Below are 12,854 nucleotides of genomic sequence, written 5' to 3'. Positions count from 1 at the left end.
GCCCATGGTTGCCACGGTGCTGATGCTGCACGGCATCAACCACAACATGTTCGGCAAACGCGACCCACGTCAGTACGGCACGGCCACCCTGGCCGACATCGACGGGGCCTTGTTGGCGCTGGGCGAGGCGCTGGGGGCGCGGGTCGAGAGCTTCCACAGCAACTTCGAAGGCGCCCTGTGCGAGCGCATTCACCTGGCCCATGAGCAACGGGTGGATGCCGTGCTGATCAATGCCGGGGCCTGGACCCATTACAGCTACGGCATTCGTGACGCGCTGGCCATTCTTGAGGCGCCGGTGGTTGAAGTGCACATGTCGAACATCCATGCTAGGGAGCCGTTTCGCCATCATTCGGTGTTCGCCGACGTGGTGCGCGGGCAGATCTGCGGGTTTGGGGTTGAAACCTACCTGCTGGCGCTGCGTGCGGCGATGAACATGATCAAAGGGCTCGTGTAGGAGCGGGCTTGCCCCGCGAACCAGGCGACACGGTGGTTGGCACCGGCCTTGCCGGTGTTCGCGGGGCAAGCCCGCTCCTACACACACACACACGACGAGCCCCCATTTGCAGAAGGATGTGTATCCTTGGCCACCCCCGCAGCCCCCAACACCCCTCGCCAAGCCACCTGGATCGCCCTGCTGGTCGCCGTCACGTTCTTCATGGAAAACCTCGACGCCACCGTGATCGCCACGGCGTTGCCGCAGATGGCCCGTGATTTTGCCGAGAACCCGGTGAGCCTGAACATCGGCATCAGCGCCTACCTGCTGGCGGTGGCGGTATTCATCCCGCTAAGCGGCTGGGTTGCCGACCGCTTCGGCGCGCGCCAGGTGTTCGCCGGCGCCATCGGCCTGTTCACCCTGGCCTCCTGGCTATGCGGGTTGGCCCCCACCCTGGAAACCTTCGTTGCCGCGCGCGTGCTGCAAGGCATTGGCGGGGCATTGATGGTGCCGGTGGGGCGGCTGGTGGTGTTGCGCACCACCGAGAAGCAGGACCTGGTGAAGATGCTTGCCGTGATTACCTGGCCTGGGTTGGTGGCGCCGGTGCTCGGCCCACCGCTGGGCGGGCTGATCGTCACCCACCTGTCCTGGCCGTGGATCTTCTACCTGAACATTCCCCTCGGCGGGCTCGCCATCGCCGCGGCCTGGTGGCTGATTCCCAACGCCCGTGCCAGCGAAACCCGCCGCTTCGACCTGATGGGCTTCGTGTTCCTGGCCTCGGCCTGCGCGGCCTGGCTGCTCGGCCTGGAGATGCTGGGCTCGCTGAGCGGTGGCAGCCTGGGGGCGGGCGCTGCCCTGGTTGCTGCAGGCGCACTGCTTACCTGGCTGTCGGTGCGCCACTGCCGGCGCCACCCGCAACCCCTGCTGCCGCTGGCGACCCTGGGTATCGCCACGTTCCGCGCCAGCATCGTCGGCGGCACCTTGTTCCGCCTGTCGATCAGCGCCTTGCCGTTTCTGATCCCGCTGTTGCTGCAGGTTGGTTTCGGCCTGTCGCCGGTGGATGCCGGGTTGCTGGTGCTGGCGATTTTTGCCGGCAACCTGGCGATGAAACCGTTTACCACCGGGCTGCTGCGCCGCCATGGCTTTCGCCGGGTGCTGCTGGTCAATGGCCTGATCGGCGTGGGTTGCATCCTGGCCTGCCTGGGCTTGCAGCAGGGCATGGCCTGGTACTGGATGGCGCTGGTGCTGTTCGTGGGCGGGCTGTCGCGCTCGATGCAATTCACCACCTACAACGCCGTGGGCTTTGCCGAGGTGCCCAAGGCGCAGATGGGCGAGGCGTCGACGCTGTTCAGCATGTTCTTCCAACTGGCCATGGCGCTGGGGGTGGCGGTGGCGGCCCTGCTGCTGCGGGTGGCGATGCAAGTGCGAGGCGGCGAGGGCGGCCTTGCGGTCAGTGATTTCCACTGGGCCCTGTTCGGCGTGGCGTTGGTTGCCTGCGCCGCCTTGGTGGACGCCGTGCGCCTGCCGCGTAATGCCGGCGAGCAGGTGCTGCGCACCTGAGCCCTCAGCCACGTGCGGCAACGCGCAAGGCCAGCGGCAGGGCCAATGCCCAGATCGGTGCCAGCAGCAGCGCCGTGCCAAGCGCCCCCAGGGGCAGTTCGACTCCGGCCAAGCGGGCGCCGGCCAGGTAAGCCGGGGGGCCGCCGAGCAGGCCCGCCAGCACCGCGCGCCACAGGGGCTGGCCCAGCCATGCCAGGCTGTGGCGCATGCCGCTGGCCAGTACCAGCCACAGCAGCGCCAGCCAGGCGGGCAGCGGCCATTGGCTGAAAGCGAACACACCGAGCAGGCCCAGGGTGCTGTCCAGCACGCAGCCTGCCAGGGCCACCCCCAGCAGCACCCGCAGTTCACCGTCAGGGGCAAGGCGCAGGTGCAGCGCCAGGCCCGCCACCACCAGTGCCAGCAGCCAGGGCCGCTCGGCGCCCAGTACACACAGCCACCAGCCGGCCTGCAGCCACACGGCGTTGCCCAGCAGCCAGCCCCGGTGGCCCATGCTCAGCTACCCGGCAGCACTGCCCGGCGCGCCTGGGGCCCGGCCCAGAGCATCTGCGCAACGCCGATGGTGCGCTCCTCGAAACCGCCCTGGCAGTAGCACAGGTAGAACTCCCAGAGGCGTTGGAAGGTGTCGTCATACCCCAGTGCCGTCAGTTCGCTGCGGGCATGGCGCAGGTTGTCGCGCCAGTGGCGCAGGGTGCGCGCGTAGTCCTGGCCAAAATCTTCCAGGTGCACCAGGTTCAGCTCGGTCTGGCGGCTGGCGGTGTCGAGCAGCACGCTGAGCGACGGCAGGGCGCCGCCTGGGAAGATGTAGCGCTGGATGAAGTCCACCGAACGCCGCGCCTGGGCGTAGCGCTGGTCGCGGATGGTGATGGCCTGCAGCAGCATCAGGCCGTCGTCCTTGAGCAGGGCGGCGCACTGGCGAAAGTAGGTGGGCAGGTAGCGGTGGCCGACCGCTTCGATCATCTCGATGGACACCAGCTTGTCGAAGCGCCCGCGCAGGTCGCGGTAGTCTTCGAGCAGCACGGTAACCCGCCGCTCCAGGCCCAGGGCCTTTACCCGCTGCAGGGTATAGGCATGCTGCGCCGCCGACAGCGTGGTGGTGGTGACCCGGCAGCCATGGTGCAAGGCGGCGTGAATGGCCAGGCTGCCCCAGCCGCTGCCGATTTCCAGCAGATGCTCGTGGGGTTTGAGCTCAAGCTTCTGGCAGATGCGCTGCAGCTTGTTCAGTTGCGCCTGCTCCAGGGTTTGCTCGGCGCTGTCGAACTGCGCGGCGGAGTACATCATGGTCGGGTCGAGCAGGCGCTCGAACAGGGCGTTGCCCAGGTCGTAGTGGGCAAGGATATTGCGCCGGGCACCGCGCCGGTCGTTGCGGTTGAGCCGGTGCAGCAGGTGCAGCGCTGGCCGCGCCAGGCGCGCCAGGCCGCCCTCCATGGCGTCCAGCACGTCGAGGTTGGCGACGAACAGGCGGGTGACTGCTGCCAGGTCGGGGCTGCGCCAGTAACCGTGGATGTAGCCTTCGCCGGAGCCAATCGAGCCATTGCCGGCCACCAGGCCCCAGGCCGCGTCATCGAGGATTTCCACTTCGGCATACAGCGGGCTGGCTACGTCGCCGAAGGTCCATTGCTGGTCGCGGCTGATCAGGCGCAGGTGGCCGTGGCGCAACTGGCGTAGTTGCGCCAGCACGGCGCGCCTGGCCAGTCCGCCGAGCAGCGGGGTGATCCCGGCCGATTTGCTAACGCTCAAGGTCGGTTCGGACATGGTCGGGCTCCTCGCGGATGGGTTGGCCGAGTGCCAGGTCATGCTGGCTGGCGCTATGGTCGTAGACGGGGGTGCGTTTGAGCAGCAGGCGCAGGGCTTGCCAGTAGATGCCTGCCACGGTGCGCAGGCTCATCCACGGGAAGGCCAGCAGGTGGCGGTGCAGATTACTGCGTTGCAGCGGTTGGCGTTGCAGGGCCAGGTCGGCTTCGAACACCTTGTGCCCGGCGCGCCAGTTTTCCATGTGCACGCGCACGTGCTGCGCGCCCACGGCGAAACGCAGGTGGTAGTCCATGTCCAGCGGCATGAACGGGGACACGTGGAAGGCCTTGGCCACGGCAAAGGGCTGGTTCAGTTCGCCGTGCACCGGCAGCACATAGTGGAAGCGCTCGCGCCAGGGCGTATTGCGCACTTCCAGCAGCACCGCGCTGGGCTGGCCGTGGCGGTCGTGGCAGAAGTAGAGGCTGACCGGGTTGAACGATAGCCCCCAGCAGCGCGGTTGCGTCAACAGGTGCACGGCGCCTTCGGGCACCTGCCCGGTGGCCTGGCCGACCAGCAGGCGGGCGGCGTCCACCAGGGGCATGCCGTGGCGGGTCAGCGCGGGCAGGTAGTCGCTTTCGCGCCAGCACAGGGGGGCCAGGCGCGAGCGGCCCAGCCAGCGGGACAACTTCAACAGGCCGGGCAGCTCGTCCAGGTCCAGGTAGAACATGCCGATGCGGTAGCGGAAGGCGTGGGGCCTGGGCGTCAGGCGCCGGTGGCTGACCCAGCCTTGGCACAGGCTACTGTTCACAGGCGTTCTCCGAACTGCTCGGCCACGTGCAAGGCGCTGAGCACGCCGTCCTCGTGGAAACCATTGGCCCAGTAGGCACCGCAATAGTAACTGTGCAGCGGGCCCTGCAACTCGCCCTGGCGGGCCTGGGCGGCGAGCGCTGCCAGGCTGTACTGCGGGTGGGCATAGTCGAACCGGGCGATGATCTGTGCTGGGTCCACCTGCGCAGTCTGGTTGAGGCTGACGCAGAAGGTGACCGGCGCCTGGATGCCCTGGAGAATATTCATGTCGTAGGTGAGCGCGGCGGGGGCCTGGGGGCTGCCGCCCAGGCGGTAGTTCCAGCTGGCCCAGGCCCTGCGCCGGCGCGGCAGCAGGCGGGTGTCGGTGTGCAGCACCACGTCGTTGCTGGCATAGCGGATAGCGCCGAGAATCGCCTGTTCCTGCTCGCTGGGGGCCTCCAGCAAGGCCAGGGCCTGGTCGCTGTGGCAGGCGAACACCACCTTGTCGAAACGCTCGCTGGCGCCTGGCCAGGTGACGGTTACGCCGCTTGCGTCGCGGCTCACCCGCTGCACCGGGCAGCCCAGGCGGATACGCTCGGCAAAGGGCCGGCACAGCGGCGCCAGGTAACTGCGCGAGCCGCCCTCGATCACCCGCCATTGCGGGCGGTGGTTGACCGACAGCAAGCCGTGGTTGCGGCAGAAGCGCACGAAGAACTGCAGCGGGAAATGCAGCATATCGGCCCGCGACATCGACCAGATCGCCGAGCCCATGGGCACGATGTAGTGGTCAATGAAGCGCTGCCCGTAGCGGTGCTCGCGCAGGTAGTCGCCCAGCGTGGTGTTGCCGTCGATGCGCTGTTGGTCCAGGTCGGCCAGTGCCTGGCGGTTGAAGCGCAGCACATCGCGCAACATGCCCCAGAAGCCGGGTGAGAGCAGGTTGCGGCGCTGGGCGAACAGGCTGTTGAGGTCGTGCCCGTTGTACTCCAGGCCGGTACGCGGGTCGTGCACCGAAAAGCTCATTTCGGTGATGCGTGAGGCAACGCCCAGGTGTTCGAGCAGGCGAATGAAGTGCGGGTAGGTCCAGTCGTTGAACACGATGAAGCCGGTGTCTACTGCGTAATGCTGGCCGCGCCAGTGCACATCGAAGGTGTGGGTGTGCCCGCCGACGCGGTCTGCCGCTTCGAACACCGTGATGTCGTGCCGGCGAGACAGCAGGTGGGCGCAGGTGAGCCCGGCGATGCCGGTGCCGATGATGGCGATATGCATAGGTCAGCCCTGTGGTTGGCGCGCCAGGCGCTGGCCCAGCTTCAGGCGCCAGCCGGCTGGCAATGCGCCGAGCAGGCGCAGCACCAGGGTGAAGGTGGCGGGAAAGGTAAGTTCCAGCGGGCGACGGGGTAGGCGCTTGGCGATCAGGCCGGCGGCGCGCTCGGCGGTCCATAGCTGGGGCATGGGAAAATCGTTGCGGCGGGTCAACGGTGTGTCGACAAAACCAGGGTTGACCAGGGTGACATCGATGCCCTCGTGGGCAAGGTCGATGCGCAGGGATTCCACCAGGTAGCGCAGCGCCGCCTTGGACGCGCCGTAGGCACCGGCCCGGGGCAGTGCCAGCCAGCTCACCGAGCTGCCCATCACCACCAGGTGCGGTTGCTGGCCGCGGCGCAGCAAGGGCAGGGCGGCGGCCAGGCACTGGCTGGTGCCCAGCACGTTGGTGCGTATCACCCGCTCGACCAGGGCGGGGTCGAACTGCCCCGGCTCCAGGTATTCGCAGGTGCCGGCATTGAGGATCACCTGGTCCAGCCCGCCCCAGGCCTGTTCGATTTCGGCGGCGATGCGGGCTACCTGCTCGGGCTGGTCGAGGTCGCCAACCGCCAGCAACACCTGGCCGGGGAAGCGTGCTGCCAAGGGGGCCAGGCTTTCGGCGCGGCGCGCCCCCAGTGCCAGCTGGTGGCCCTGTTCGAGCAGCCGCCGGGCCAGCGCTGCGCCAATGCCGCTGCTGGCACCGGTGAGCCAGCAGCGGCTCATGCCAGCCTGCCTTTGAGCCAGCGAATGGCGCCGCCCATGAGTGGGATGTGCTCGTACAGCAGCGCGCCTGCGTCGAAGTAATCCTGGTGAAAGTGAACCCGTTCGCGCCAGCGCAGGTGGCTGCAGCCCTGCAGGCTGATCAGCTTGCCAGCGGCCAGGCGTGGATGGCGGTAGTGCAGGGACCAGCGAATGTAGCCCAGGCCGGGCTGTGGTTCGTCCAGGCCTTCGAAGGTGTAGCGCACTTCGGCAACGTTGGCGTACAGCTGGGCGAAGTAGGCGCGCAAGGCGGCCAGCCCGCTGATGTGGTGGAGCGGGTCGCGAAACGTTACATCCTCGCTGTACAAGTCAGCGAGCAGGTCGAGGTTGTGTGCACCCAGCGTGGTAAAGCGTTCGGTGAAATGTTGCAGGTAGGCGGTCATGCACAATACCTGTACAAAATTCATTGGATGTACAAGGTATAGTGCAGGTGCCTGGATAAATCTATACAGCGGAATTTATTTGTACAATTTTGCCCTCCAAGGCATCGCGCAGGCGAACCACGCCTTCCAGTGCCAGTGCCTGGGCCGAATAGCACAGGCCGATGCGCCGGCGCAGGTCCAGTTGGTGCAATGGCTCGCTGCGCACCCCCGGATGTTCGGCGGCAAGCGAGTGCGGCACGATGGCAGCGCCAATGCCGGCGGCGACCATCTCCAGCGCCAAGGCAAAGGTTTCGGCTTCTGCCACTGCCGCACGGTCGTAGTAGGGTAGCAGGCGCTGGTGGCTGGGCTGAGCGGGGCAGGTGACCCAGTGATGCCGCTCACCGCCTGGCGGCAGTGCCAGCACGAACGGTTCGCTGTGCAGCGCCAGGAACAGCTCATCCTCGCAGCGCAGTTCCTCGCTGGCCAAGCGCACCGCGCCCTGGCAACCCACCCGCAGTTGCAGGCGCACCGCTGGGCTGAGGCCTGCCGCCGCCTGCAGCACAGTGCGCAGCACCTGGGCGGCCACGTCGTGCTCGACGCCCATGTGCAGGGGTTCACGCTCACGGTCCTGCCGGAAGCGGGTGAGCAACCGGCCGGCATCGGCCACCATGCGCTGGGCCTCGGGGTACAACGCACGGGCGTCTTCGGTGACCTCCACGCCCCGCGCCTGGCGCACGAACAGGGTGGTGCCCAGGCTTTCTTCCAAGGCCTTGATGCTGCCGGAAAGTGCCGGTTGGCTAAGGTGTATGGCGCGTGCAGCAGCGGTGATGTTGCGTTCTTCGAACACGGCGATGAAGGCGCGAAGCTGGCGATAATCCATGGGTTACCCATAAGTGTTGCCGATGGCTGCCAGAAGAATATCCCATTTTTCGTTGATCTAAGGGCCTTTTATACTCGCTCTGCTGCTTACCTATAGGCAATCTGGATAACAGGACACTTCTGATGACGACTACGCACAAACCCCTGGTGGTGATCACCGGCGCCAGCTCCGGCATTGGCCTGGCAACTGCCCAGCGCCTGTCCGCCCGTGGCCACGCCCTGTTGCTGCTGTCTCGCCGCCTGGCGCCGATGCAGCAGCTGCAGTTGCCCAACTGCCTGGCGCTGGCCGTCGACATCACCGACCGCGCCGCCGTGCTGGCCGCCGTCGCCGAGGCCGAGGCGCGCTTCGGCCCGGTGGATGCAATCATCAACAACGCCGGAGTGATGCTGTTGGGCAGCATCGCCACGCAAGACCCGGCCGAGTGGGACCGCATGCTCGACGTCAATGTGCGCGGGCTGCTCAACGGCATCCACGCCGTGGCTGGCGGCATGGTTGCGCGCAAGCACGGCACCATCATCAATGTCAGCTCCGTGGCGGGGCGCAAAGCCTTCCCCAACCACGTTGCCTATGTGGGCACCAAGTTCGCGGTTACCGGGCTTTCCGAGAACCTGCGCGAGGAGCTGTCGCCCAGCAATGTGCGGGTGATCACCGTCGAGCCGGGCGCGGTGGACACCGAACTGCTCAGCCACACCACCGACGACGGCATCAAGGCCGGCTACGACGCCTGGAAGGCCGAGATGGGCGGGGTGCTCAGTGCCCAGAGCATTGCCGAAGTCATCGAGTTCGCCTACGGCCAGCCGCAGTCGGTGTGCGTGCGTGAAATCGTGGTGTGCGCCACGCGCCAGCAGCCCTGAGCGCCAGGGCTCACCCTGAAGGGTGATTCTCGTGGGTGGCTGTTAACGCTGATACTCGGCAGCGGCATCCACCCACGAACGACCGAGCAGACGGTCGCCTGGAGCACAACGTGTACGACCTCGCTTACTGGCAGCAACAAGCTGCCAGGCAGACCTTTCTGAACAACGCACTGATCGGCGGCCAATTCGTTGCCGCGGCCAGCGGTGCAACGTTCGACTCGATCAACCCGGCCACCAACCGTTTGCTGGCCCAGGTGGCGGCCTGTGCCGACGCCGATGTCGACCACGCGGTGCGCAGTGCGCGCCAGGCTTTCGAGCATGGCCCCTGGGCGCGCATGGCGCCTGCCGAGCGCAAGCGTGTGCTGCTGCGCATGGCCGAGCTGATCATGGCCCACCGTGAAGAACTGGCCTTGCTCGATTCGCTGAACATGGGCAAGCCGGTGATGGACGCCTACAGCATCGATGTACCTGGTTCGGCCCAGGTGTTCGCCTGGTATGGCGAAGCCCTCGACAAACGCTACGACCAGGTTGCGCCGACGGCGTCCAACGCGGTGGCCACCATAACCCGCGAAGCGCTGGGCGTGGTGGCGGCGGTGGTGCCGTGGAACTTCCCCTTGGACATGGCGGCCTGGAAGCTCGCCCCGGCGCTGGCGGCGGGTAACAGTGTGGTGCTCAAGCCGGCAGAGCAGTCGCCGTTTTCGGCCTTGCGCCTGGCGCAACTGGCGCTGGAGGCGGGCCTGCCGGAGGGCGTGCTCAACGTGGTGCCGGGCCTTGGCGAACAGGCTGGCCGCGCGCTGGGGCTGCATGGGGATGTCGACTGCCTGGTGTTTACCGGCTCCACCCAGGTGGGCAAGTACTTCATGCAGTACTCGGCGCAGTCCAACCTCAAGCAGGTGTGGCTGGAGTGCGGGGGTAAAAGCCCGAACCTGGTGTTCGAGGACTGCCAGGACCTGGACCTGGCGGCGGAGAAGGCGGCCTTCGGCATTTTCTTCAACCAGGGCGAGGTGTGCTCGGCCAACTCGCGGCTGTATGTGCAGCGTTCGATCCACGATGAATTTATCGAGCGCCTGCAGGCCAAGGCCCGCCACTGGCAGCCGGGCAACCCCCTGGACCCAGCCAGCCGGGCCGGGGCGATCGTCGACGGCGAACAGGCCGGGCGCATCCTGCGGGCCATCGGCCAGGCCCAGGAGCAGGGGGCGAAGCTGGTGTGTGGCGGGCAACGGCTGAACCTGGGTGGCTCGGACAACTTTATCGAGCCGACCATTTTCGCCGGGGTTGGCCCGCAGATGGACTTGGCCCGGGAAGAGGTGTTCGGGCCGGTGCTGGCCGTGAGCGCTTTTGACAGCGAGGAGCAGGCCATCGCCCTGGCCAATGACAGCGTGTATGGCCTGGCGGCTTCGGTGTGGAGCGACGACCTCAACCGTGCCCATCGCGTGGCCAAGCGCCTGAAGGCGGGGACCGTGTCGGTGAACACGGTCGATGCGCTGGATGTGACCGTGCCGTTTGGCGGGGGCGGGCAGTCGGGCTTTGGGCGGGACCTTTCGTTGCATTCGTTCGACAAGTACACGCAGTTGAAAACGACCTGGATTCAATTGCGCTGACAGCGCGGCCCCCCTCCCCCGGTAGGAGCGAGCACAGCTCGCGATGCGATCTGGCAAACGCCGCATGCCTCAAGGGTTGTATTCGCCTGGGGAATCGCATCGCGAGCTGCGCTCGCTCCTACCGGGGTGGTGGGGGTGAACCTGGGGTGGTTTGTATCGGTGTGTATCGAGAGGGGGGGCAGATACCTGGGGGTTCAAACCGGTGGGGTTGTTGACACGGACCAGGTACGTTCCGGGCGTTAAATGGGCTCCATCGAGGCACAGCGCCTCGCAGTCACTGAACCAGAACCCATTAGAAGCCCGGAGCATCCACCATGAACACCAAAGCCATCTACGCCGCCTGCCTGTTCGCCGCCCTCAACGTCTGCACCCTGGCCGCCCGTGCCGAAGCCGCCGACAACGTGCGCGACTACACCTACGGCACCCAGCTGGACATCAAGAAAGTGCTGGCCACCAGCCAGGACGCAACGCCCAGCTGCGGTGTGGTCAATGCCCGCCTGACCTACCTTGACTCCCACGACCAGACCCAGGTGCTCAACTACCGCACCCTGGGCGACCACTGCATCGGCCAGAACTGAGCCAGTTGCCCGCCACCACACAGGAGCGCCGCCATGAACTGGTAATGCATGAACACCCCGGGCGCAGGGCTCACGGTTCGACCGTGGGGGCCTGCGCCAATTGCGTTGCCATGCGCACCAGTTCGGCCACCGAGCGCGCCTTCATCTTGCGCGTGACCTTGCCACGGTGGGCCTTGACGGTGATTTCACTGATGTCCAGGTCCAGCGCGATCACTTTGTTCATGCAGCCGTCGACCACCCGCTGCATGATTTCCCGCTCGCGTGGGGTGAGCGAGACGTAGCGTGCGCGCAGGTCACTGAGCTGGCCTTCGCGTTCCAGGGCGCAGCGGCTTTTCTCCAGCGCAGCGCTGATGGCGTCGAGCAGCACGCCGTCGTCGAACGGCTTGGTCAGAAACTCCACAGCCCCGGCCTTCATCGCCCGTACCGTGCTGGGAATGTCGCCGTAGCCGGTGATGACGATGATCGGCATGTGCGGCCGGCTGGCGGCGAGGGCGGCTTGCAGGTCAAGGCCGTTGAGGTCGGGCAGGTTGATGTCCAGCACCAGGCAGCTGGGTAGCGGTTCGCGCGGCTGGGCCAGGAATGCCTGGGCGCAGTCGAACAGCCGCGGTTGCCAGTGGGCGAAGCGAATCAGCAATTCCAGCGACTCGCGCACGGAAATGTCGTCGTCCACCACGTACACCACGGCGCCGGCAGAGGGGGAGGAGGTGTGGGCGTTCATGGGGTGGGCTCCTCACTCCCAGAGCAGGTCGGGCAGCGGAATGCAGAAATGGAAAGTCGCCCCGGGGCCATCGTTGAGCGTGGCCCAGAGCTCGCCTTGGTGATGCTCGATGATCGAGCGGCTGATGGAAAGGCCCATGCCCATCCCGTTGGGCTTGGTGGTGTAGAAGGCATCGAACAGGCGGCCAACCGCCGTGGCATCGAACCCCGCGCCACTGTCGCGCACGGCAAGCTGAACGCACTGGCGTGGCTCCAGCGTGGTGCTGATGCGCAGTTGCCGCAGCGCGCCGGGCACCTCGCGCATGGCCTCCACGGCATTGAGGATGAGGTTGAGGATCACCTGCTGAAGTTGCACGCGGTCGCCTTTGATTGCAGGCAGGTCCTTGGCAAATTGCACTTGCAGCACCACGCCGTTGCGCCGCAGTTCACCCAGCAGCAGGGTAACCACCTCGTGCGCGGCCTCGTTCACATCCACCGCCTCGGCCATTACGCTGTGCCGGGCGAACAGGGCGTGCAGGCGCTTGATGACATCGGCGGCGCGGTTGCCGTCGCGCAGGGTGCGCCGGGCGGTTTCCATGGCGCCCTCGACGTTGGGCGGGTCGGCTGCGAGCATGCGCAGGCAGGTGCCGGCATTGGTGACGATACCGGCCAGCGGCTGATTGACTTCGTGGGCGATGGACGCGGTGAGCGCGCCCAGGCTTGCCACCCGTGCCAGGTGGGCCATTTCCGAGCGGACTTTGTCCAGCGCTTCTTCGGCCTGCTTGCGCCCTTCGATGTCGGTGTTTTCCCCATACCAGCCCACCACCGTGCCGTGCTCATCGTGCTGCGGCACGGCGCGGATCAGGAACCAGCGGTACACGCCATCCTGGCGGCGCAGGCGGGCTTCGTATTCGCCGGCGGTGCCTTCCTGCATCAAGGCCACCCAGTAGTGCAGCAGGCCCTCGGCATCTTCCGGGTGCAGCGAGGCCGTCCAGCCGTGGCCGCTGGCCTGTTGCTGAGTCATGCCGGTGTAGTCGCACCAGCGCTGGTTGATGAAGTTGACCTCGCCATTGGCGCCGGCGCTCCAGATGAAACCGGGCACGGCATTGACCAGGTGGCTGAGGTCAGGCGGGTTGGGCATGGGGGTTCTCTGTGTGTGGCCAGGTGTGCTGGGCCGCCAGCGTGGTTTTTGCCCGGAGTCTGCCTGAAAACCGCGGGGGGTGGGAGGCGGGGCAGGCCAGGTTGTGAAATACGCCGCATCGTGGGCTAGCGCGTGCGCAGTTCAAACCCTTGTAGGAGCGAGCAAAGCTCGCGA

General features: G+C 66.7%; 14 protein-coding genes. 5 read left to right on the top strand and 9 right to left on the bottom strand.

Translation table 11 applies throughout. The annotated features are described in order from the left end of the window. The first annotated feature begins 4 nt into the window (after positions 1-4). Together aroQ and F3J44_RS21930 are read left to right on the top strand one after the other, a co-directional pair. Positions 5-454, top strand: a complete 450-nt coding sequence (gene aroQ, locus F3J44_RS21935) for a type II 3-dehydroquinate dehydratase (protein WP_167070653.1) — start codon at positions 5-7, stop codon at positions 452-454. A 126-nt stretch (positions 455-580) separates the two neighbouring features. Then, positions 581-1,993, top strand: a complete 1,413-nt coding sequence (locus F3J44_RS21930) for an MFS transporter (protein ID WP_167070654.1) — start codon at positions 581-583, stop codon at positions 1,991-1,993. Positions 1,994-1,997: 4 nt separating this feature from the next. Here the strand turns inward: F3J44_RS21930 and F3J44_RS21925 are convergent, their stop codons facing one another. The 7 genes from F3J44_RS21925 to F3J44_RS21895 all read right to left on the bottom strand — a co-directional run bounded on the left by F3J44_RS21925 (position 1,998) and on the right by F3J44_RS21895 (position 7,810). Continuing rightward, entirely contained in the window at positions 1,998-2,483 is a 486-nt protein-coding gene (locus F3J44_RS21925; protein ID WP_167276016.1) for a DUF2878 domain-containing protein, read from the bottom strand. Between the two features lie 2 nt (positions 2,484-2,485). Continuing rightward, positions 2,486-3,745: a cyclopropane-fatty-acyl-phospholipid synthase family protein gene (locus F3J44_RS21920; protein ID WP_167276012.1), complete on the bottom strand. Its 1,260-nt coding sequence runs from the start codon at positions 3,743-3,745 to the stop codon at positions 2,486-2,488. Next, on the bottom strand, positions 3,720-4,532 hold the full coding sequence (locus F3J44_RS21915) for a DUF1365 domain-containing protein (RefSeq protein ID WP_167070657.1): 813 nt from the start codon (positions 4,530-4,532) through the stop codon (positions 3,720-3,722). The genes F3J44_RS21920 and F3J44_RS21915 overlap by 26 nt, the downstream gene beginning before the upstream one ends. Then, positions 4,529-5,776: an NAD(P)/FAD-dependent oxidoreductase gene (locus tag F3J44_RS21910; protein WP_167276010.1), complete on the bottom strand. Its 1,248-nt coding sequence runs from the start codon at positions 5,774-5,776 to the stop codon at positions 4,529-4,531. Before F3J44_RS21910 ends, F3J44_RS21915 begins: the two co-directional genes overlap by 4 nt. Positions 5,777-5,779: 3 nt before the next feature. Further along, positions 5,780-6,532 (bottom strand): SDR family oxidoreductase, encoded by a 753-nt coding sequence (locus tag F3J44_RS21905; protein ID WP_167070659.1) that lies wholly within the window; start codon positions 6,530-6,532, stop codon positions 5,780-5,782. After that, positions 6,529-6,951 (bottom strand): nuclear transport factor 2 family protein, encoded by a 423-nt coding sequence (locus F3J44_RS21900; RefSeq protein ID WP_167276007.1) that lies wholly within the window; start codon positions 6,949-6,951, stop codon positions 6,529-6,531. The genes F3J44_RS21905 and F3J44_RS21900 overlap by 4 nt, the downstream gene beginning before the upstream one ends. A gap of 61 nt (positions 6,952-7,012) precedes the next feature. Continuing rightward, on the bottom strand, positions 7,013-7,810 hold the full coding sequence (locus F3J44_RS21895; RefSeq protein WP_167276005.1) for a LysR family transcriptional regulator: 798 nt from the start codon (positions 7,808-7,810) through the stop codon (positions 7,013-7,015). Positions 7,811-7,932: 122 nt separating this feature from the next. Here F3J44_RS21895 and F3J44_RS21890 point away from each other — a divergent pair, with 122 nt between their 5' ends. The 3 genes from F3J44_RS21890 to F3J44_RS21880 all read left to right on the top strand — a co-directional run bounded on the left by F3J44_RS21890 (position 7,933) and on the right by F3J44_RS21880 (position 10,843). After that, positions 7,933-8,664, top strand: a complete 732-nt coding sequence (locus F3J44_RS21890) for an SDR family oxidoreductase (protein WP_167276002.1) — start codon at positions 7,933-7,935, stop codon at positions 8,662-8,664. 110 nt (positions 8,665-8,774) lie between these two features. After that, on the top strand, positions 8,775-10,265 hold the full coding sequence (locus tag F3J44_RS21885) for an aldehyde dehydrogenase (protein WP_167275999.1): 1,491 nt from the start codon (positions 8,775-8,777) through the stop codon (positions 10,263-10,265). 314 nt (positions 10,266-10,579) lie between these two features. Beyond that, the gene (locus F3J44_RS21880; protein ID WP_167070664.1) at positions 10,580-10,843 is read left to right on the top strand and encodes a DUF2790 domain-containing protein; all 264 of its coding nucleotides are present in this window, start codon (positions 10,580-10,582) and stop codon (positions 10,841-10,843) included. Between the two features lie 70 nt (positions 10,844-10,913). Here the strand turns inward: F3J44_RS21880 and F3J44_RS21875 are convergent, their stop codons facing one another. Further along, on the bottom strand, positions 10,914-11,561 hold the full coding sequence (locus tag F3J44_RS21875) for a response regulator transcription factor (protein ID WP_167275996.1): 648 nt from the start codon (positions 11,559-11,561) through the stop codon (positions 10,914-10,916). Between the two features lie 12 nt (positions 11,562-11,573). Continuing rightward, positions 11,574-12,680, bottom strand: coding sequence for an ATP-binding protein (locus F3J44_RS21870; protein WP_167275994.1), 1,107 nt, complete (start codon positions 12,678-12,680; stop codon positions 11,574-11,576). Positions 12,681-12,854: the final 174 nt, after the last annotated feature.

The sequence above is a fragment of the Pantoea sp. Tr-811 genome, assembly GCF_011752535.1.
In the GTDB taxonomy this organism is placed as follows: Bacteria; Pseudomonadota; Gammaproteobacteria; order Pseudomonadales; family Pseudomonadaceae; genus Aquipseudomonas.
Note: the sequence above shows the minus strand (reverse complement) of the source record. Positions and strands in the feature narration are given on the sequence as shown.